This is a genomic window from Parabacteroides sp. AF19-14 (genome assembly GCF_003635485.1).
In the GTDB taxonomy this organism is placed as follows: domain Bacteria; phylum Bacteroidota; class Bacteroidia; order Bacteroidales; family Tannerellaceae; genus Parabacteroides; species Parabacteroides distasonis.
In genome coordinates this window covers 16,216-37,656 of record NZ_QTMJ01000034.1, presented here as the reverse complement: position 1 = coordinate 37,656, position 21,441 = coordinate 16,216, and the positions used below count along the sequence as shown (strand labels likewise).

Sequence of the window (21,441 nt, the reverse complement as noted above, 5' to 3'; positions counted from 1 at the left end):
CGAAAGATTGGCTCCTTTTTTTGGTATATACACCAGCCGTTTAATTTTCAATGATGTCTGCCTCTTATTGCTAGCTTCCATTTACAACAGTCATTTAGATGTAACATGACATGTCTGGTAGGAGGCATTAATAAAATACCAGCTATATCTTTTTTAGCCCAGAAATCAAGCAACCAAATCGAATCTTCATGATTTGTGATACAACCTTCTTCTAATATCCGGCTTATCCTTTGAGTTGGGATTTTGCGACGTATATCATCGGGAGATAAGGTTCGGATGATTTCTCTGCTTTTTCGTCCTACTTCATTCCTGTATTCTAAGAGTTCTTGAATACGTAGACTTTTGCTTAGCTGAATAATCTGGTTATCAGATAAGGCATTTCCTGTGTCTCTGATAGGGGAATTCATTCGGGTTTGCCAGTCTTCATTGAAGATCTGCTTTTCCCCGTTAACTAATATATTCATGGTCAGATCCTCAATTCTGCTGATGTGCCATAATACCCAAGCGATGGTTTCATCTTTCGCTGTAGGCATAATGGCATATTCATCCTCTCTTAAATCTCCGACTAGCTCATCGACCTCGTTTCTCTCATTACCAGACACCACAGAGAGGTGTAATTTTCCATGAATCTCAAGAAAGAGCTCCTTGGTTTGCTCTATTAATTCCGGTTTACGGATAATGCGGTTTAGTTCTTTATGTGATTCGCTTAATCCGGCTCCAAAGTATTTCATTTTGGGGATTATTGGTAGCGTACGGCTGTCCCGGCGGCGGTAACCATCAGCATGCTTCCGCTTCCTCCTACGGTCTCATAATCTAGATCTACGGCGATTACAGCGTTTGCGCCCATTCGTGCCGCATGATCGCTCATTTCTTTCAAGGCCGTTTCTTTCGCTTCGCGTAAGACACTCTCGTAAGAACCTGCACGTCCTCCGACAATATCCCGGATGCCTGCGAAGAAATCTTTGAATACATTCGCTCCGATGATCGTTTCACCGGATACGATTCCGAAGTACTGGGTAATTTCTTTTCCTTCGATCGTGTTAGTTGTTGTGAGTAACATAGCTTTTCAATTTAATCGTTTGAGGGCAAATATAAGATAAAGGGCGAACCAGTGTACTGATTCGCCCTTTGTTTTTATGTTTCTTTATATGAATTTATTTTACCGGTTGATCGGTCATGATAAACTCAAGCTTACCTCCATTTATGATATCGGAGTGGCTGATGAAAGGAGTCTCTAGGACTTTACCGTTTAGCTTGACTTCTTTAACGTATTTATTGGCGGGACTATTGTTGGTCGCCACGATCTCGAAAATACCGCCTTTTACGTGCATAGAAGCCTTATTTACCATCGGACGGCCCAATGTGTAAACCGGAATACCCGGACTTACCTGATAGAAACCTAGGGCGCTCATGACATACCAAGCAGACATCTGTCCGCAATCCTCATTACCGATGATACCATCCGGTTCATTCGTGTAGAAATTCTGCATGATATAATCTAAATACCCTTGCCCTTTCCATGGAGAATCTGTCCAGTTATAAAGATAGGCCATATGGTGGCTCGGCTCGTTTCCATGAGCGTATTGGCCGATCAATCCGGTAATATCTCCGGAGGCTTCCGCCCCGTCAATCTGGGAAGAGGTGGTGAACAGGGTGTCTAAACGTGTTTCCAGCTCTTTCTTGCCACCGATAGCGGCGATGAAGTTATCCATATCATGTGGTGCGAAGAAACTCCATTGAAAGGCATTCCCTTCGGTATAGTCGCTTTTCATATGCGAAGAATAGCGAGGGTTGAATGGAGTACGGAAAGAACCGTCGCCCATTACCGGACGCATCATTTTCGTCTCGGGATCTAAATAGCGTTTGTAGTATTCGGCTTTCTTGGCATACTCATTCGCCAACTCTATATTACCTGCCTTCTTGGCGATTTGGGAGATACACCAATCCTCGTATGCCATCTCCAATCCCCACGATACGGATTCAGGAACAGAGTCGGCGGGGACGAAACCATATTTCTCCTTATAGTAAGGGTGCATCGTGATCAGATCCAGCTCACGGGTTCCTTTGAACTTCTCGGCAAGATCCTCACGGTAAACGGAAGAACGTACGCCGGCTTCCGTCCACGTGCTCATATCACCTTCCGCTAAATCTTTCGCTACAAGGTCGGCGAGGACCGAGACGGCCGGATATCCTACCATACAACCTGTATAACTAGAGGCTAAAGGCCATTTGGGTAATATTCCACCTTCTTTATAACCTTGCACGAGTACCTTACCCCAATCAGTCGCTAGGGCCGGATTAATGATTGTCATTAACGGATGAAGCGCACGGAACGTATCCCACAAGGAGAATACGGAATAATTTACGTAACCCGGTTCGGCGGTATGCACTTTCTTGTCCATACCCAAATAACGTCCGTCCACGTCTTGATAAGCGAAGGGGGCGATCATGGTATGGTAGAGCGCCGTATAGAAATTGACCATGACTTTCGGATCTGCCTCGATCTGGATCAAGTTTAACGCCTCGTTCCAAATATGCGTTGATTCCTCACGGGTCTTATCGAAATCCCATCCGGGCAATTCTGCCTCGAGATTCTTCTCGGCGCCTTCCGGATCGACTACGGATAAGGCTACTTTTACATAAAGCGGTTGTGCCTTTTCAGCGAATTTGTAATGGAACTTCAAATCTTCTGCTGTATTTAGGCGTAAGAACAAGGAGTCTTTACGTAATTTCCCCCCGATGTATTGGTATACCGTCTCGATCGGTTCCGAGAAAGTAATCCGATAGGACATAGAATGGAAATGCGCCCAACCTTGTGTCTTCACGGTTCCTTCCACCGTGGAGTCGTTTACAAGTAAATATTGGTTACCGATCAGCTTATGTCCCCAGTTCGGTTGAAGGATATGCCCTAAGTCAAGCAGGACACGACGTTCTTTGGGATTGTCGTATGTATATTTGTGGAAACCTACACGATCCGTAGAAGTCAATTCCACGTTGATGCCAAAGTTATCCAAGCGTACGGCATAATACCCCGGTGTCGCTTTCTCAGTGTCTTTCTTGAAGGTAGCTACTGGTTTGATGGAATCTCCACCGGAGAAAGGTAATAAAGCTACGTCACCCAGATCGCCGATACCCGTACCAGAAAGATGCGTGTGGCTGAACCCGTAGATATGGTCATCATCATAATGGTAACCACTACTTGCGTCCCATCCCAAGATATGGGTATCCGGGCTTAGTTGTACCATCGCGTACGGACGGGTAGCTCCGGGGAATGTGTGTCCATGGAACCCGGTTCCGATGAATGGGTCTACATACCTCACCTCATCTTGTAGTCGCGGCGACTCCGGCGCTTGCTTGCATCCTACCAGCAGGCAGGCAAGAGCGGCCTGAAAAAATAAGATCGTTCTTTTCACTGTTATTATTGATTTAGTTTGTAATAAGCGAATTATCAATCATCTGTCACAAAGATAATGGCTTTGGGGGAATATTGGAAATTTCCTTTTAAAATCTGCAACCTTTTTCGGGCTTGGCTCGTCTTATAGATAAAAAAGTATGGGAACAAACGAATTTACGACAAAGATATTGCCGCTGAAGAATAACCTTTTCCGGGTTGTTTTCCGGATTACCGGAGACGTGGAGAAGTCTGAGCAGATCGTTCAGGAAGCCCTGCTTAAGGTTTGGGAAGACCGGGATAGCTGGATTGTCATTGAGAACTTACCTTCCTATTGCATGATGGTAGCGCGTAATCTGGCATTGAGGGAAACGTATTCCGGAAATAAGGAAAGGATGGAGCGGTATGCGGTAAGGTAATCTGTTTATGGATCGTGTATGGACTATCAACGAATAAATAAGTTGCTGGATAAATATTGGGAATGCGCCACATCCGTGGAGGAAGAGCGGGAATTACGCCAGTTTTTCTCCTCAGCGGTGGTACCTCCCGACTTATTACCTTATAAGGCTTGGTTCGTATCTCATGAGGCCGAGGCATTACCCCCTTTGGGGAAAGAATTTGATGCTCGTATATTAGAACATATCTCGGAAGATCGAAAATTAATCACTACATTTGGAACGTTATTTAAATCTATTACTCATTTAATACATAAGATTATGGGAACGAATATGAAGAAAGCCTTTACCACCCTTTTATGCCTTTTGTTTTGTATCACGATCTCGGCACAGGATAAAGCCGCAGATCTCAGTAAGTTCGTAGGCGATTGGTCCTTCTCTGCCCCCGACGCTCCGTATGGATATCAAGATGGAAGTTTTCAGATAAAGCAAGAGAACGGCAAGTTGACCGCTAAAGTGAATATACAAGGTAGTACCTTGGAGATAAATGATATCAAGGCGAAAGGAGATACCTATACCAGCTCTTTTTATGTGGATGGAACGCCTGTAGACTTAACTATGACCCAGAAAGGAAATGAGTTAGAGGGAATGGCCGACGCCGGAGGTATGCAGATTCCCGTGAAATTCAAGAAAACGAAGAAGTAGCCGCTTTGTGGTACTGTGAGTTTCTGTTAACTTCGCGGCAAAAACTACAAAGGGATGTTTACAGTAATCGGAATCATGTTCTGCGGCATTGCCGTCGGGTATTTCTTTCGTAAAGTAGAATGGCTGCAAAAGATCGGTAAGCCTATTTCTTATACAATTCTTCTTCTTTTGTTCCTGCTGGGAATTTCGGTAGGGGCTAATGAGTCTATCGTGAATAATCTTACGACATTGGGTGGGCAAGCCTTGTTGATCGCTTCGGCCGGTACGTTGGGGAGCGTCTTGGCGGCGTGGGGAGTTTATCATTTCTTTTTTAAGGAAAGGAGCCGGGGATGAAAGGGAGTTTGATCGTCGTGGGCTTCTTTGCCTTGGGGTGCTTGCTGGGATGGAGCGGTTATCTGCCCGGGGTCATTATCGAGAATGATATAACGGTTTATGTACTTTACCTCTTGATGTTTCAAGTAGGGATTAGCATAGGAAGCGATAAGAAACTGAAAGATATTTTATCGAGTATACGGCCGAAACTCTTATTGGTGCCTCTGGCTACTATTATCGGGACGTTGAGCTTCTCCGCCCTGATCAGCCTTGCTCTTACCAAATGGAGCGTGTTCGATTGTTTGGCGGTCGGAAGCGGTTTCGCCTATTATTCATTATCCTCCATCTTGATAACAGAGCTAAAAGAACCGACGCTGGGGGCGCAATTGGCGGCGGAGTTAGGGACGATCGCCTTGATCGCTAATATTATCCGTGAGATATTCGCCTTGCTGGGCGCTCCGTTGTTCGTTAGATATTTCGGAAGGCTATCTCCGATCTGCGCGGGAGGAGCTACTACGATGGATACGACATTGCCGATTATCACCCGTTATTGTGGAAAGGATTTGGTCTTTGTCTCTATCTTTCACGGGATCTTGGTGGACTTCACGGTTCCGTTTTTCGTTTCTTTCTTCTGTTCGATGTGAGTGAAAGAGGCTTCCGAGATCTCGGAAACCACCTTGCAAGGTTGAAAAGTCATTTCCGAGGTCTCGGAAAGCATTTTGCAAGGTTGAAAAGTCGTTTCCGAGGCCTCGGAAAGCATTTTACAAGGTTGAAAAGTCATTTCCGAGGCCTCGGAAGGCATTTTACAAGGTTGAAAAGTCATTTCCGAGGCCTAGAAAAGCTATTTTACAGTTTGCAGCATCACTTCTACCGCTCTTTTTAATTGCGTGTCCTCGCCGGAGAGCTGCGCCTCGGGAGTATTGTACACCTCTACATCCGGTTGCAATTGTTGGTTTTCCAGATAATTGCCTTGCATATCTTTCACGCCTACTTGCGGGATACCGAACACCAAGGTCGGATCGATCTGCGTTTCCCACCATACGGCTGTCATGGTTCCCGGAACCGGGGCGCCGATCAGCTTGCCGATACCTAAGGTCTTATAAACCCAAGGGAAACCATGAGCGTTCGAGTAATTATCCTCGCAGATCAAGACACAGGACGGTTTGGTCCACTTATTGTAAGGATCGCTACCGATGTATTGTCCGCGCGGCTCGAAGCGCTGATACTCCTTGCCGCTCAATAAGGTAGCCAGATCATCATGCAACCAGCCACCTCCGTTATGGCGGGTATCCACGATCACGGCTTTCTTATTCCGGCAACGGCCTAATAAGGCGGAATAGACCTCGCGGAAACTCTCGCTGTTCATACCTCTCACATGTACATATCCGATTTGCCCGTTCGATAATTTATCTACGGTTTCTTGGCAATTCTCGATCCATCTTTTATAAAGGAGGTTCGATTGCTCTCCGTTACTGATCGCTTTTACCTGTTCCTCGAAACGCTGTTTGCTGGTAGGATCATAGACAGAAAGCATTACTTTCTTACCGACTTTACCGCTTAGCAGTGGATAATAATCGGCGTCTTTCTTTATCGGTGTTCCGTCTATCTTCTCGATGATACAGCCTTTCTTTATCTGGCTGTCGGCCAATGTCAGCGGGCCTTTGGCGATGATTTCCTCGATCTTCAATCCGTCGCCCGTGTATGCGTTATCGAAGAAAGCGCCTAAGCTGGCGGTTTCCGGCCCGGTTAGTCCCGGATTGTAACGAGCGCCCGTATGGGAGCCGTTCAACTCGCCCAATAGCTCGGAGAGCATCTCTTGGAAATCAAAATTGTTGTTGATATGCGGAAGGAAACGGGCGTAAGCGGTCTCATACCCTTTCCAATCCATGCCCCGGAGTGTCGGATCATAGAACTTATCCAAGACTTGACGCCAAGCGTGATGGAAGATATAAGCACGCTCCTCTGCCGGACGATAAGCGAACTCGGCCTTGAAAGCGATCGGTTTTTCCTTGCTATCCTTCAACTCTATCTTTTTCAGTTTGCCGCCGGCGGTAAGATAGAGGTTCTCTACTTTCTTATCGGCGAATAGAGTGCCTCGACCGACATTCTTGAGCAGTAATTTAGTGGACTTTTCCTTCAAGTCGTGTTCCCATAAATCAAAGCCTTTCTCGAAAGCGGCGCAATAATATAGTTTATCTCCTTTCGGGGCGAGTACGGCGTCTCCCAATGAGGATGAATTAGCGGTCAGGCGAATAATCCGGTCCTTGCGGTTCTCCAAATCAAACTTCAAGGGGGCTACAGGTTTATCCTTATCCTCTTTTTTCTTATCGGAATCTTTATCGGATGTCTTATCCTCGTCCTTATCTTTGTTTTCATCCGCTTCTACCAAGGCCAGTTCTTCTTTACTGAGGCGGAATTTATCGTAAGCCTCACCGTCGAAGAACATGATGTACACATCCCGCTCAGCACCCCAGCTACCGTGGCTGCGGAAACCGGCACGGTCGGAGGACCAGATCATGGCCTTACCGTCTAATACCCATTTCGCGTCGCCATCCGAATAACCGCTTTCCGTCAGGTTCGTTACCTCGCCGCTACCGTCCGCTTTCACGAGGGCGATATCCGTATTGTTCCATCCTCCGATGGAGATGTAATCAACCAAGAACCATTTGCTGTCTGGCGACCATTGAAAATGCTGGTCTCCATCGCTATACGAATAGAGGTATTTCCCGTCCAATACGGTGCGGACCTGCTTGGTCTTTCGGTTGATAACACGTAAGGTGGTGCGGTTCTCAAGGAAAGCCACCTCGTTGCCATCCGGAGAGTATAAGGGTTGGAACGAGGTTTGTCCGGAGACTACAAGAGGCTCCTCTTTCAATTCCGGGGCGTAAGTGAATTGCTTATCTTCGTCACGTGTAAGTTTACTTTCGTAGATCCCCCATGTTCCTTCCCGTTCGGCGGAATATACCAATGAACGTCCGTCGGGACTGAAATCTATATTGCGCTCTTGTTGCGGCGTGTTCGTGATTTGACGAGTCGTCTCGTATTCAATAGAAGTTACGTAAACATCGCCACGAGTGATAAACGCTACCTCTTTTCCATTCGGGGAGACGGCGATATCCGTAGCTCCATCGGTCAGAAGACGATGGATCACGTCGTTCTCGATCTTATCCGCGACGATCTGGATATTCACCTTGGCAGGTTTCTGGCCTTCCTTAACGGTATAGATCTCGCCGTCGTAACTATAGCATAGAGTCCCGGAATTATCGGAGGTAAGGAAACGCACGGGGTGGGTGGTATGCGTCGTGATTTGTTTCTCGCTGTTGCCTGCCAAATCCTTCTTGAAGATGTTAAAGCTTCCTTTCTCCTCGCTTAGGTAATAGAAAGACGCCCCATCCGCGGCCCATACAGGATTACGATCCTCACCGCCAAAAGTGGTTACTTTCTGGAAAGAGCGATCTTTTCCAAGCGTACATAACCAGATATCACGGGTGATAGAAGATTGATGATGCTTGCGCCAAGGGTCCTCGTAACCTTTGTAGTCATTGTATAATAATTTACTGCCATCTTTGCTGAGGGCTATATTTTCCATGTATAACGAAGAATATAAATCCGGCCTTCCTCCGTCCGTGCTTATCTCATAGACTTGCATAAAGCGGGTGCCGGGGAATTGGATATCCTTGGCATCTTGCAATACGTTGGCCAGATACAAGATGTGTCCGTTATCCTTAAAAGTCGTGGGATATTCGTTTGTGGAGTGGGTGGTGAGCCGCTTGGGTTCCCCTCCCTCCTTGTTCATGAGAAATACATCGAAGTTGCCGCTACGGTTGGAGGCGAAGGCTATTCTCTGTCCGTCGGGCGACCAGACCGGACGGGTATCATGCGCCGGATGTGTTGTCAACTGCCGGGCTTTTCCTCCGGAAGAAGGGACCGTGTAGATATCCCCTTGGTAAGAAAATGCGATCGTCTGCCCGTCCGGGGAGATCGCGCAGTAACGCATCCATAACGGACTGTCGTCTGCTTGCGCCGCCGCCGATAAAAATAACGCCAGCGCAGGAATCATCAAGTTTTTCATGTGTACTCTATTTTAGATTTACAAATGTAATCGATTTTCGATATTTATTAGGAGAAATAATTGCGTAGATTAAATTTTTAAATATTTTTGCATATGAACTTTAAAACCGCCAAGATGATGACTAAATATAGGGTGTGTATTACTTTTATGTCCATTTTATTATTGCTATTTCATTTTGTGTTTCTGTTTTCTTGTGGAAAGCTACCGGAAAAAACATTTGCTTTTTCTGATAACCTGCGGATTGACTCTTTGGAACATATGGCTATGGATTCGATTTACCGGAATCCTCGATATGCTCATTCCGCATTGGATGAAGCTTTAAGTCTAACTAAAGATAGCGATAAATATTATAAATTACTTGCGGCTAAAAGCCAGATTTATTTTGCAAATAGTGTATATGATTCCGGGTTTGTTTTACATCGGTCAATTATAGATTATTGCGACCGTGTACCGATGTCTCCCAAGATACATGGACTCTTAGGGACGCTGAAAAATACGGTTGGCAATTATTATTCATTTTTGGATAAAACGGATTCGGCCCTCCTTTGCTATTCCGAGGCGTATCAAGAGATCCGGCAGAGTGAGATGGAGCATAAAATCCCGGATATTTATATCAATATAGCGGATATATATACCCGGAAAGGAGCTTACGATCAGCGAGCCCGCTACTTTCGCCAAGCTCTTTTCGTGAGTGATTCATTGGGTATTATGGATCGGATGTCCTTTCCTATTTATTTTGGTTTGGGCGAGACGTATATGGAATTGAGGGACTTTGACTTATCCGATCACTTTTACCGTTTGGCGGAGAAAGAACTGGATTCTCGTAACTTGAGCGAGAAATTCACCTTTTGCAATAGCCGGGGAAATTACTATTATTACAAGGAAGAGTATGCGAAGGCGCTTCCTTGGTTCTTGAAAGCCCGTGAGGTGGTACGTCCTACTCATATGGATTTCTATACTAACGTATGCGAGATCAATTTAGGGGAGATCTATCTATGTCTGGATCAGTTGGATTCCGCTCGTTTTTATCTGGAAAAAGGGTTTAGGTACTTCCATACCTATAATAATAAGACGGCCTTGTACCATTTGACGACCTTGAAGGCTTCGCTAGCCTTAAAAGAGGGGAACTCCGGGCTGGCTTATCAATTGTTGAGGAGTTACACGGATACGGTAGGCATAGATCCCAAGATGGTAGCGATCCGTAATAAGAACTTGCAGAATTACTTCGCTACCACGGGCGATTTTAGGCGTGCCTATGAGTACCAAACGAAGAATAGCGTCATTGAGAACAATATTCGTAGCGAACGGACCCAGATGCGTGTCACCGAGATCGATATGCGTTATAGCCAAGATACGACTTTACTCAAGCGGGAGGCTATTATTAAACAACAGGCCGGCCGGATGGAATACTTGGAAATGAGCCGTTGGGTTTGGATCTTGCTTTTTGCGATCTTGTCGATCGTCAGCGGCATGGCTTATTACTTTATGAAACGTAAACGGCATGCCCAATGGTTAAGCCATATCGATCAGGTGACGAAGTTAAAGATGGAGAGTATTCGCAACCGTGTATCCCCTCATTTTATATTCAATATATTGAACCGGGAGATTAGCTCGGAGGAAGAAGGAAGTTCCCGCCGTACGCAACTTTCCGGATTGGTGGAGTTGTTACGTAGTAGTTTGGAGATCACGGAAAAGCTTAGTATCACGTTGGAGGAAGAATTACGCTTTGTCCGGACTTACTTGAATTTGCAGGCGCAAGGATTAGGGCCGGACTTCCGTCTGGAATGGAATCTCGATCCCTCCCTTGACACGGACGCAATCTATCTCCCGGCCATGCTGATCCAGATACCCGTAGAGAATGCCGTGAAACATGGCTTGTGTGCGATCGAGGGCGAGAAGCGATTATCTGTTTTCGTGGAGCGCGACGGGAAAGGCATCCATATCCGTATAGAGGATAATGGACCCGGGTATCGTCCGTTTACGAATGCGGGACATAACGGTACGGGGATGGGAACGAAAGTCCTTTACCGTACGATCCTATTGTTGAATAGGAGAAATAAAGAGAAGATCACCTATTCGGTCCAAAGCAAGGAGAAGGGGATGGGGAGCGGAACAATCGTCAGTTTCTTTATTCCGTTGGATTTTAATTACGCTTTCTAGGTATCGTGAATGTACGAAAGTAATCCGGGCCGTTTCCTCCGGATAGTGGATGGAAGCGGCCCGGATCGAATTGAATCGAATCGGTTGATTCGGGTTATAGTCGCTCAATGTCTTCAACAGAAAGTCCGGAGCATTGGGCGATAAGTTCGGAGTCAAGTCCTTGCTCCTTCATCTTTTGGGCTATCTGGAGTTTTTCCTCTTGACGGCCTTTCTCGATTCCTTTCTGCATTCCTTTTTGCATCCCTTCCTGCATGCCTTTTTCAATCCCTTCCGTTTGTGCGTAATCGATGGTCGCATACCAATCCCGATAATTCTTTAGGTTTTCCTCGTAGATCGCACGTTCTTTTTCGCTGAGTGAGTTGACGTTCGCCACGTCCAGCAAGCGAAGGAAGGTCTCCTGTTCCTCCTTGAAGGGAGATTGTTCAAATAGGTTCATATTCTTCAATGTATAAATCCAACGTTCGAAGGAGCTCTTGCACTCCTCCTTGCTTAAACTGAATAACGGGAACGATATGTAGATCTGCTTCATCTTGATCTCATTGAACACCTTTCCCGTCCTCTCGTTAGCGAGGACAACATCCGTACGGAAGTCTGTGAACTCCGGCAACTTGAAATTCAAGAAATAGACTCCGTAGATGGGTAGCAACCGATATTGCCATTGCTTGCCGATTTGTCCTTGCCGGGCCACCATGCGACAAAGATAATAAAAACCTCTGTTAAAGAAATAGTACTGGGGACAATTCTGCATCTCTAGGATGAACTTGGCCCCGGACACGTCCTCGCAGAGCAGGTCGAATATGATGGTACGGTTCTCGACAATCTCGGGCTTGATCTCCTTGTCGAGGTAGGTGATGTCCTTGATCTGTCGTTCGCCGGCTAGGGCGGCGTTAAGGAACTTGATGGTAACTTGCTTGTCTTGGAAGACAGCCTTAAATCCAGCATCAGTCATGATGTCTACGTATTGTGCCATAGTTAAATGGTTTTAGGTGATTACTGCTCCAAAGGTAAGGTTTATTTTCGTATCGCACATCCTGTTTATTGTATATTTCTTAAAAAGCAGATTCATGGTAGTCAGCTTTACTATTTATAGAAAGTACGATTAGTATTAATAGTAGTGCAAAATACTATGGATAGTAATCGGCTCCCATTTTGATCAATTCTTATTATATGCTGATTATCAGAAATGTAAATAACAATCTTTAAATATTAGGCTTATTGTACTTTTTAAGAGATCAAATTTGGTGTGGTTGACTTATTCTTTTCACGTATAAAGATAACATTAAATAATAGACTAAGCCGCTAGCATAAAGTTCTCCAAGCGAATAACTAATCACTTCTCAACTCGTAAGGGGGCAGTAGAAACTCAGTGTGGATGGGCGTATGAGTTAGCTATTCATGAAAAAAAGTATCTTAGTTTCATTGAGAAAGTATCCTAAGTTCATTGGCGAAGTATCTTAGGTGTATGGGGCGATGAAACTAAGATACCTTGTTTTTATAAGTAAGATTTGCTACTGACCCGAAGTTCTTCCTATTTCGCATGGCTAACCGATATGCCTATCCCCACTGAGATTCTACTGCCTCGTAAGCTTATGGCTTGACAAGCCTTGGATTATACGTTTGTAGTATTCGCAATGATTGCATGTGAATGTTTGTATTTGTATTTATTATGCGGTTATGGATGGATACTATATATTAATGTACATGCGTACATTATATAATAGATAGAAACGGCTAGTCTAAACGATCGATTCTTTTAGTCATTTGCAAAGGTACGCGTTTCTTCGATACTTACAACCCTTCAGCGTTATTTTTTTACCACTTATTCTCTTTCTTATCAATAGGATAGGTTATCATCTACGAAACAACCGATTCCTTCAACAAACCTCCCGTTTTTGCACTAAAAAACGCAAGATCTAAACGATCGTTTAGACTAGTCGTTTTCGGGTAAAACAAGGGTGCTAAACGACGGGATGGACTTTAATTAACACTATTATTAATATTAAATTTTGAATTTATGAACAAAAAGATTACTACGCTTTTAGCTAGTGCTATGTTAGCGACTGCTTTTTCTGCGGGGGCTGTGAAGGTAGGAGATCAAGTATTGTTGAAAGGAGGCTCAGCTTATTTATCTGTAGCTACCCAGACAACTACTGCCGCTCAGTTCGGCCAAGTTGGGACTGTCTCTACTCTCTCTTCCTTGGATAACTTGAATCCTGCTACGTGGAAAATTTCCGCAATGAAGACTTCTTTAGGAAAGACTATTTATTCATTAGAGAATAAGGCTACTGGTTTGCCTTTGTCTTTTGATCCTGCTCTTGCTGTAAAGACAGCTCCTGCTACTTCTTCAGTTTTAACTTTAGGCGGTAGCGCTAATGAGTGGATTGTAGAGAACGGAGCATTGGTTTCTTACTTTAAGTCAGACTCTGTTGTCTATATTGCTCAAAATGGAAGCTCTTTCTATTTAGCCAAAGATAAGGCATCTAATTCTTCGCATGCTGGTGCGTTAGCTTTAGATATTAACGTGAATGATTTTCCTGCAAGTGTTCCTTTGGATAAAACTGCCTTGAATACATTGCTGAAATCTGTATCTAAAGAAGGCTCCTTTGGCTTGACAATGACTCCTACCGTATCTACAGGTGAGGCTAATCATCTTACGGATACCAAGCTAGAAGCTGAGACAGGTGTTCAGAACGGCTATGTAAAGTTGTATACCGGGAAGAAGGTAGACGATAAGAAGCAATATGTTGTAGTAGATACCGCTTATTATACGGGAACTGAGTCCGATAAGTTTGTCAAGTTCGCTTATGACGAGATGGATGCGAAAGGTCGTGATAAAGGTTCTTACGAATTTAAGTTTACGTACGATGCGAAGAATGACAAACTTCTTGTTCAAGTTTATAATGTAGCCTATCAGATTATAAAGAAGGATGGTACTACGGATGATCAATATAAAGCTGAGCTTGCGAAGGTCAATGGTGCTAAATGGCCGGCATCGGATGTTACGCCGACATCTGCTTTAAATACAAGTCTTGTCGATGTTTATACCGCCGGTACAGGACAATATGTTTATGTTCCTGATTTGGCCGGGAAGAGAGTATTGACAGTTCGCTACAACCAAACTCCGAGCATTAGCGATCAAAATGTTACTATCAAGATCGGTACGAACTTCTCTGGTTTGAAACCGACAACTTTGGCTGATGGTGTTTATTTGATCAAATACAAAACTACGGGTGGTAACACCAAGAGAGGTCAGAATGGTCTTTATGCGTTGGCTAACTTGGCTGGTGAATTTGGTTGGGCTGAACAAGCTGTTAACCAAGAGTTCAAGCATATGCCGGCTGCTCAATGGGCAATTGTGAAGAATGGAACTTCTTCTACGGCTCCTGTTACGGTTAAGAACCGTGAGTTCCCTGAGCTTTCAGAGAGCGCAGTAGCGTTGAATAATAAGACTGTTCAGTTGTACGCTGTTGATGGTAGCGATGACGTATTCTTCTACAATGGGACTGTCGCTGATACGCTTAGTGTAACAAAAGTAGAGGATAGCTTGGCTAAAGACTTGAAGTTAGGTTATCGCTATGTATCCGAGGATTCCGCTAAAGTCCAGACTTATGTGTTCAACTATTTGCATGGTTTGGCATTGGATAAATATTTGAATGTTGATGAATCTGCGGTTCGCGTTGACGAGAATGGTGAGAAGGCTAACTTCCGCTTGCGAATCGTCGCTAAGGATGATCACTACGGTGTAGGTGACAGCTTGGTAAGAAATGTTTACTATATTGAGAAAAACGGTGGTTATCTAACTTATAGCGAAAGTAGCAAGAAATATGAAATAGGTTCTACTCCTCAACCATTCTTCTTGAAAGAGAACAATTGCATTGATGGCAAGCATTACTATGCGTTGGTAGAGGCTAATATCAGATATTATAACGTTAATGCAGCTAATGCATTTTATGAGCCGAAGTATGCGGGTCTCAAGAATACTGATCAAGTTGAAGTAAATGGTGCAAAGGTTATAGTTCCTACATTGACAGTAAATAGCTCTTCCCCATTGTTCGATAAGGATGGAAAGTATTTAGTAGAAGATAATAGTAATATAGAGAAAGCTTATGCTTATAAGGCTAATAGCACTACTGGCATTATCGAATTGGCAGAGATTAGCTTTACGAATGGCCTTAATTCTTCTTACTATAACTCTAACGCCGCTCAAAACGGTAAGAAAGTTTCTGTTGATGATAACTCCTTGAACTTGACGCAAGGTTCTACAGATGACAAGTTTGAAAATGGTTTGAACCGTGAGATCCGTACTTCTGCCTTTGCGGTCGTAACAGATGACTCTCCATTGTATCGTCGTTTCAACAACACGGCTCTGGGCGAAAGCAATACAGATGCTTGCGATAGCTTGGCATTTGTAGAGAGCGTACGTGGTGAGTATTTGATGGATGAGTGGAATAAGAACTTGCAAGATAAGGTGGTTAACTACGCCGGTATCTGGAATCAAGGTAAGGCTGATGGAAAATTGTTCTTCCATATCGATACAGCTTGGGTAAATCGTGGCGCAGGTAACATCAAGCCTCAATATTTAATATCTACGGCTCACGTAGATGTACCGGGTACTCCGGGTGTTCCTTGTACATACGCTCACAACCACTACGACAATAATGGTAAATTAGTAGATGCTGCTCATTGTGGTCATGCTACTCCGGCTAACGCTGGCTATCACTATGGTAAGTATCTGGTTAACTTCTCCGATTCTGCACAGATCGTGATCGATCGTAAGGCTTCCGCTAATCCGTATATGTTGAGCACAAGCGGTAGCGTCAATAGCGCTTACACTCGCGTTGGCTTTGTTGAGGCGATCCACATGGGCGACAGCTTGTATGTATTGACGAATGGCTTCGAGAAAATGGCCCCGGCTGATTTGGATACGGCAGCGATCATCGCTAATTACAAAAAGGCAGGTTTGGAACGTTTCATTGTGAACTTGGCGGGTGATAACCATAAGAATGTTACTTGGTCGTTCCGTTATGTAAACCCGGATAAGGCAGGTAACGTGGCCGAGGAAGGTAATGATAACTCTTTCTTGATTGAGTCTAATGTTTATGCCGCAAATGAGACTTATCGTACGGTTAAGGGTGACAAGGATCGTGCGATCGCTCCGATAGACGCTGCCGCATGGTTGAAGATGCATAATGGTTGCTTGGTATTAACAGATAAGGCCGCTACATTCTCTTCTACGAAAACTGGTGGTGATGGAGCGTTGGTTTTCAATGTTCAACGTATGACAGAAGAGGATCAGTTCGTTACTTCTAATGACGAGATCGCCACTGAAGGCATCTCTGTAGTAGCCGGTAACGGTACCGTAACCGTTCAAGGCGCAGCTGGTAAGTCTGTAGTTATCACGAATATCTTGGGTAAGGTAATCGCTGAGACCGTTCTTACTTCCGATAACGCTACAATCTCTGTTCCTGCCGGTATCGTAGCAGTGGCTGTTGATGGTGAGGAAGCTGTTAAGGCTATCGTTAAATAAGAATTTAACAAAATAAGATAATCATACAATTCCCGTGCGGGTATCGATCCAAGTAATCCGTGACGGATGAACAGGCGGGAGTTGGATTAATATTAATACTAAAGTAATAAATTAAGAGGTCCGTAAGTACCTCCGTGAGGAGGAAGTACGGATAAAGGAACAAGAGGATGCGTCGATATAATGTACGCATCCTCTTTTGTGTCTATAGCGGGTATCGAGGATAAATCCTGCTTCTACTTGCAAAAGAGCGAGATAAGCAACGGCACGCTGATCTCGAGGATAATCCCGTGAATAATAGCCACAGGTACGATATTCTTTCCGGAATACCGGCTGATAACCGGAAGGCAGACATCCATAGAATTGATTCCCGCCACGGATACCGGAGCGAATTTACCAAAGAAAGAGGCATACAGCGGTGCCCCGAATAAAGCTAACATTTCCCGGATGATATTAGCCAATAATGCGATAGCCCCAAGTTGCGAAGCGATCTCTATCCCTGCCGACGCCTCTTTCAGTTGTACGATAAGCAAGGAGGATAAGGAATAATAGGCGAATCCGCTTCCTACAGCCATACAATCATATATATTCCACGAGGTCAATAACAAACTCGCCGCCGCAGAGAATACTAACGTGCCGATGATCGTAAAGAACGGCAGTAACAAACTGGAAAACCGGATATCCTTTACCATCTTTCCTAATTCGGCGTTTGCTCCCAGATTCAATCCTACTTGGATAACGAGGGCGTATAGCAAGAATTGCGGTAGTTTTTCGCAATACGTGGAGATAGTCGTGTTGGCGAAGGTTCCGCAAAAGATTCCCGCTGTGAAACATAAGATAACGATTAGGTTATTTTTCATTGAGACCTCCTTTCTTGATAAATAATTTATAAGCGATAAAAGATGCTACCAGACTTCCCAATACTCCGCAAATAGCAAGTATGGCTGCTTGTATTCCAAACTCACCAATATTATTCAGCAAAGATTGGTTGGCTCCTATGGTAATACCAAATATGAACAACATTGCGAAAATCGTATAAGAGATGGAATGTTCCAATCCCTTGAAAGCGGGGACGTGTCGGCATAAATAACCGACGCTTATCCCCAGACCTAATAGACCTAGAATGATAAACATAAGCATATTGTATTTTGAGATGCGCAAGACATCTTTTCTCCGGAAACGAAGCATACGAATACTTCCTCTTTTCCGCAGAAGTTAAACTTGAGTGCAATTAAGACCTAGATGTAGGTGTAAGAAGAGAACTATAAAAAGAAGTCCTCTCAAGAAGAGTATGGATGGATTTAGACAAAACCGCTGAACCAATGAACATGCACGATCGTGTTACCCGAGAAAGCCCGGGTATACCATCTTTTTGAGTTGTTCAGAAGCTTCTTGTTCATCTTATTTGTATCATTGTTTGATTTCCGGCGCAAAGGTAGTAATAAATTAGAGATTCTAAAACTTTTTCTAGGATCGGATATATAAGGGACTTGACTTGGATTTTGGATCTTTTTATGTACATTTGAGGTCCTACCCGCTATTGGGCCAACTAAAAACGGATAGAACAGATATGATTAAAAGAAAAGATTGGTTATGAGGAAAAGAATGATTTTAACAGCATTGGCGGCTGTCGCTATCCCTACGTTGTTGATGGCGGCGGATGAGGCGAGATTAATGCGCTTTCCGGCTACAAATGGTTCAGAGATTGTATTCTCGTACGCTGGCGATTTATATAAGGTCCCGGCTACAGGTGGTGAGGCACAGCGATTGACATCGTATGTGGGGTATGAGATGTTTCCCCGTTTCTCCCCGGATGGTAAGACGATCGCTTTTACGGGACAGTACGACGGTAATACGGAAGTGTACACGATGCCCTCTTCCGGCGGTGAGCCATTGCGTATCACTTACACGGCTACGAATAGCCGTGATGATCTGGGCGATCGCATGGGGCCGAATAATATTGTGATGACTTGGACACCGGACGGTAATGGTATTGTTTACCGCAACCGCATCAGCGATGGGTTCTCCGGTAAGTTATATACGGTAAATAAAGAAGGTGGCCTTTCCGAGGTGGTTCCCTTGCCCGAGGGCGGCTTTTGTAGCTATTCGCCCGACGGAAAACGATTGGCTTACAACCGGGTAATGCGTGAGTTCCGTACATGGAAATACTATAAGGGCGGTATGGCCGATGATATCTGGGTGTATAATCCGGAGAAGAAAAGTGTAGAGAATATCACGAACAATGAGGCGCAAGATATCTTTCCGATGTGGATTGGTGATGAGATCTATTTCCTTTCGGATCGGGATTACACGATGAACTTGTTCGTTTACAATACGAAGACAAAACAAACAAGTAAGGTGACGAACTTCACCGAGTACGACGTGAAATTCCCTAGCAGCTTCGGCAATACGATCGTTTTCGAGAATGGAGGCTATATCTATAAGATGGATGCGGCGTCGAAGAAACCGGAGAAAGTGAACGTAACCCTGGCCTCCGATAATGTCTACGCACGTAGCGAGATCAAGGATGGCTCCAAATATATCACGAGTGCCAGCCTCTCCCCAAAAGGTGAGCGTATGGTGGTGACGGCTCGTGGCGAGGTATTCAATATCCCGGTAGATAAAGGGGTTACGAAAAATATCACCCGTACTCCGGGAGCGCACGAACGTGACGCTCAATGGTCTCCAGACGGAAAGTATATTGCCTATATCTCCGATGCTACCGGCGAGACCGAGCTGTATCTCCAAGATTCCGAGGGGGGCGAGCCTACCCTGTTGACCAAGAATAACGATACGTATATCCGTACTTTCCAGTGGAGTCCGGATTCCAAGAAGATTGTCTATACGGATCGTAAAAATCGGATCAATCTTTTGGACGTATCTAACAAACAGCTAACAACTATCTCACAAAGTCTGTTAGGTGAAGCCCGCAACGTAAGTTTCTCTCCGGATAATAATTGGTTGACTTATTCCCGTGTGTCCGATAATAATTTCTCGATCGTCTATGTCTACGATATCGCGGGTAAGAAAGAATATCCCGTGACCGATAAATGGTACGAGTCTTATTCTCCGGTATTCAGTACGGATGGCAAATATCTGGTATTCACTTCCGCCCGTGATTTCAATCCTACGTATAGCCAAACGGAATGGAATCATGTGTATAATAATATGGGTGGCGTATATCTGGCGTTATTGTCTAAGGATACCGCTTCCCCGTTTATGGAAACGGATGCGGAGGTAGCCATTGAATCTACCCCGGCGAAAGCGGATGCCTCTAAAAAGGACGAGACAAAGAATGAGGCTTCTACTCCGGTCGTAAAGATTGATATAGAGGGTATCACGGATCGAATCGTTAAGCTCCCCTTGCCGGGATCGAATTACTACGATCTTTATTCCGATGGAACGAACGTGTATTATTTCACGAAAGGCGGCATGAAGATGTTTGACTTGAAGAAACAGAAAGAGGAAACCGTTAGCGATGCCGCTATGATGGTTGATCCGGCTGGCAAGAAAGCTGTTTTCTTTAAGGACGATCAACTATTCGTAACCGATATACCGAAGGGTAAAGCGGATTTAAGTAAGCCGGTTAATCTGGCGAATATGAAGATCACGGTAGACTATACGAAGGAATGGGCGCAAATCTTCGATGAGGCTTGGCGTGCTTTCCGGGATGGTTTCTATCTGGAGAATATGCATGGCAAGGATTGGAAGGCGATCAAGGAGAAATACGCCGCCCTTCTTCCTTACGTGAAAACACGTTTGGACTTGAATTATATTATTGGCGAGATGATCGGCGAGCTGGGAGTAGGGCATGCTTATGTGAACCCCGGTGAGGTGGAAAGTCCTAAACGGGTATCGATGGGTCTGCTAGGTGCTGAGGTTTCTCGGGATAAGAGTGGTTTCTTCCGCTTGGAAAAGATCCTGCCGGGGGCTTCTTGGAGTAAGGAATTACGTTCTCCATTGACAGAGCCGGGTGTTGAGGCGAAGGCCGGAGAGTATATCGTCGCTATAGACGGAGTACCTACGAATAGCGTGAACGATATGTATAAGTTGTTGATCGGAAAGGCGAACGTTCCGACCGAGTTGTCTTTGAATAGCAAGCCTCAGTTGGCGGGCGCTCGTAAGATCGTGGTCAGTCCGTTGGCGGAAGAATATTCTTTGTATCACTATAATTGGATCCAAGATAATATCAAGAAGGTAGATAAGGCGACGAACGGTAAGGTCGGTTATATCTATATCCCGGATATGGGGCCGGAAGGCTTGAATGAGTTCTCCCGCTATTTCTATCCGCAATTGGATAAAGAAGGTTTGATTATCGATGATCGTGCGAATGGCGGTGGAAATGTCTCCCCGATGATTCTGGAACGTCTGTCTCGTGAGCCGTATCGTTTGACAATGCGCCGGGGTTCTTCTTTGATCGGGACCGTACCGGATGCCGTACAGGTTGGCCCGAAAGTTTGCTTGATCAATAAGTATTCCGCTTCCGATGGCGATTTATTCCCGTGGGGCTTCCGTGCGCTTGGCTTAGGTAAATTGATTGGAACCCGTACTTGGGGCGGTATCATCGGTATTAGCGGCCCGCTTCCTTATATGGACGGTACGGATATCCGTGTGCCTTTCTTCACGAGTTATGATCCGAAGACGGGTAACTGGATTATCGAGAACCATGGTGTGGATCCGGATATCTTGATCGATAACGACCCCATCAAGGAATGGAACGGTGAGGATCAACAATTAGACCGTGCTATCGAGGAAGTCATGAAACAATTAAAAGAACGCAAACCGCTAGCCCCTGTCCCCGCACCAAGGGACTGGAGTCATAAATAACGATAGGCTATTTGTAGAGACGGGGCGTGCCCCGTCTCATCCCGACAAAATAGTA

The 21,441-nt window shown here is 44.9% G+C and carries 14 protein-coding genes; 7 read left to right on the top strand and 7 right to left on the bottom strand.

The features are described 5' to 3' along the window. Window positions 1–47: 47 nt before the first annotated feature. The 3 genes from DWX33_RS21320 to DWX33_RS21310 all read right to left on the bottom strand — a co-directional run bounded on the left by DWX33_RS21320 (window position 48) and on the right by DWX33_RS21310 (window position 3,413). Window positions 48–731: a DinB family protein gene (locus DWX33_RS21320; protein ID WP_122144486.1), complete on the bottom strand. Its 684-nt coding sequence runs from the start codon at window positions 729–731 to the stop codon at window positions 48–50. 8 nt (window positions 732–739) lie between these two features. Continuing rightward, window positions 740–1,060, bottom strand: coding sequence for a YbjQ family protein (locus DWX33_RS21315; RefSeq protein ID WP_005860908.1), 321 nt, complete (start codon window positions 1,058–1,060; stop codon window positions 740–742). A 94-nt stretch (window positions 1,061–1,154) separates the two neighbouring features. Next, complete coding sequence (locus DWX33_RS21310) at window positions 1,155–3,413, bottom strand: GH92 family glycosyl hydrolase (protein WP_122381010.1); 2,259 nt, start codon at window positions 3,411–3,413, stop codon at window positions 1,155–1,157. Between the two features lie 139 nt (window positions 3,414–3,552). On the opposite strand from DWX33_RS21310, the gene DWX33_RS21305 reads away from it, so the two are divergent. The 4 genes from DWX33_RS21305 to DWX33_RS21290 are packed head-to-tail and all read left to right on the top strand — an operon-like array spanning window position 3,553 to window position 5,447. Further along, window positions 3,553–3,810 carry an RNA polymerase sigma factor gene (locus tag DWX33_RS21305; RefSeq protein ID WP_044546140.1) on the top strand — a complete coding sequence of 86 codons (258 nt, stop codon included), beginning with the start codon at window positions 3,553–3,555 and terminating at the stop codon, window positions 3,808–3,810. A gap of 18 nt (window positions 3,811–3,828) precedes the next feature. Further along, complete coding sequence (locus DWX33_RS21300) at window positions 3,829–4,491, top strand: hypothetical protein (RefSeq protein ID WP_044546139.1); 663 nt, start codon at window positions 3,829–3,831, stop codon at window positions 4,489–4,491. Between the two features lie 54 nt (window positions 4,492–4,545). Further along, window positions 4,546–4,824, top strand: coding sequence for a LysO family transporter (locus tag DWX33_RS21295; protein WP_008773990.1), 279 nt, complete (start codon window positions 4,546–4,548; stop codon window positions 4,822–4,824). Beyond that, window positions 4,821–5,447, top strand: a complete 627-nt coding sequence (locus tag DWX33_RS21290; RefSeq protein ID WP_005866516.1) for a lysine exporter LysO family protein — start codon at window positions 4,821–4,823, stop codon at window positions 5,445–5,447. Before DWX33_RS21295 ends, DWX33_RS21290 begins: the two co-directional genes overlap by 4 nt. A gap of 197 nt (window positions 5,448–5,644) precedes the next feature. Here DWX33_RS21290 and DWX33_RS21280 read toward each other — a convergent pair whose 3' ends face one another. After that, entirely contained in the window at window positions 5,645–8,875 is a 3,231-nt protein-coding gene (locus tag DWX33_RS21280) for a S41 family peptidase (protein WP_122381008.1), read from the bottom strand. Between the two features lie 93 nt (window positions 8,876–8,968). Between DWX33_RS21280 and DWX33_RS21275 the strand changes: the two genes are divergently transcribed. Continuing rightward, window positions 8,969–11,035 (top strand): histidine kinase, encoded by a 2,067-nt coding sequence (locus DWX33_RS21275; RefSeq protein ID WP_122381007.1) that lies wholly within the window; start codon window positions 8,969–8,971, stop codon window positions 11,033–11,035. A gap of 94 nt (window positions 11,036–11,129) precedes the next feature. On the opposite strand, the gene DWX33_RS21270 is transcribed toward DWX33_RS21275, so the two are convergent. Next, on the bottom strand, window positions 11,130–12,005 hold the full coding sequence (locus DWX33_RS21270; protein ID WP_121773652.1) for an Rpn family recombination-promoting nuclease/putative transposase: 876 nt from the start codon (window positions 12,003–12,005) through the stop codon (window positions 11,130–11,132). 1,044 nt (window positions 12,006–13,049) lie between these two features. Here DWX33_RS21270 and DWX33_RS21265 point away from each other — a divergent pair. Then, window positions 13,050–16,562, top strand: a complete 3,513-nt coding sequence (locus DWX33_RS21265) for a DUF6383 domain-containing protein (protein WP_122381006.1) — start codon at window positions 13,050–13,052, stop codon at window positions 16,560–16,562. Window positions 16,563–16,795: 233 nt separating this feature from the next. On the opposite strand, the gene DWX33_RS21260 is transcribed toward DWX33_RS21265, so the two are convergent. Then, the gene (locus DWX33_RS21260; RefSeq protein ID WP_005860926.1) at window positions 16,796–17,419 is read right to left on the bottom strand and encodes a lysine exporter LysO family protein; all 624 of its coding nucleotides are present in this window, start codon (window positions 17,417–17,419) and stop codon (window positions 16,796–16,798) included. Next, window positions 17,409–17,693 carry a LysO family transporter gene (locus tag DWX33_RS21255; RefSeq protein ID WP_172718840.1) on the bottom strand — a complete coding sequence of 95 codons (285 nt, stop codon included), beginning with the start codon at window positions 17,691–17,693 and terminating at the stop codon, window positions 17,409–17,411. Before DWX33_RS21255 ends, DWX33_RS21260 begins: the two co-directional genes overlap by 11 nt. Window positions 17,694–18,152: 459 nt before the next feature. Here DWX33_RS21255 and DWX33_RS21250 point away from each other — a divergent pair, with 459 nt between their 5' ends. After that, window positions 18,153–21,386 carry a S41 family peptidase gene (locus DWX33_RS21250; protein WP_122381005.1) on the top strand — a complete coding sequence of 1,078 codons (3,234 nt, stop codon included), beginning with the start codon at window positions 18,153–18,155 and terminating at the stop codon, window positions 21,384–21,386. Window positions 21,387–21,441: the final 55 nt, after the last annotated feature.

Excerpts from the sequence above, each read along its gene's own strand:
- DWX33_RS21275 (WP_122381007.1), top strand. The coding sequence starts at position 8,969 with ATGAACTTTAAAACCGCCAAGATGATGACTAAATATAGGGTGTGTATT.
- DWX33_RS21290 (WP_005866516.1), top strand. The coding sequence starts at position 4,821 with ATGAAAGGGAGTTTGATCGTCGTGGGCTTCTTTGCCTTGGGGTGCTTG.
- DWX33_RS21265 (WP_122381006.1), top strand. The coding sequence starts at position 13,050 with ATGAACAAAAAGATTACTACGCTTTTAGCTAGTGCTATGTTAGCGACT.
- DWX33_RS21300 (WP_044546139.1), top strand. The coding sequence starts at position 3,829 with ATGGACTATCAACGAATAAATAAGTTGCTGGATAAATATTGGGAATGC.
- DWX33_RS21315 (WP_005860908.1), bottom strand. The coding sequence starts at position 1,060 with ATGTTACTCACAACAACTAACACGATCGAAGGAAAAGAAATTACCCAG.
- DWX33_RS21295 (WP_008773990.1), top strand. The coding sequence starts at position 4,546 with ATGTTTACAGTAATCGGAATCATGTTCTGCGGCATTGCCGTCGGGTAT.
- DWX33_RS21250 (WP_122381005.1), top strand. The coding sequence starts at position 18,153 with ATGAGGAAAAGAATGATTTTAACAGCATTGGCGGCTGTCGCTATCCCT.
- DWX33_RS21320 (WP_122144486.1), bottom strand. The coding sequence starts at position 731 with ATGAAATACTTTGGAGCCGGATTAAGCGAATCACATAAAGAACTAAAC.
- DWX33_RS21255 (WP_172718840.1), bottom strand. The coding sequence starts at position 17,693 with ATGTTTATCATTCTAGGTCTATTAGGTCTGGGGATAAGCGTCGGTTAT.
- DWX33_RS21260 (WP_005860926.1), bottom strand. The coding sequence starts at position 17,419 with ATGAAAAATAACCTAATCGTTATCTTATGTTTCACAGCGGGAATCTTT.
- DWX33_RS21305 (WP_044546140.1), top strand. The coding sequence starts at position 3,553 with ATGGGAACAAACGAATTTACGACAAAGATATTGCCGCTGAAGAATAAC.
- DWX33_RS21280 (WP_122381008.1), bottom strand. The coding sequence starts at position 8,875 with ATGAAAAACTTGATGATTCCTGCGCTGGCGTTATTTTTATCGGCGGCG.
- DWX33_RS21270 (WP_121773652.1), bottom strand. The coding sequence starts at position 12,005 with ATGGCACAATACGTAGACATCATGACTGATGCTGGATTTAAGGCTGTC.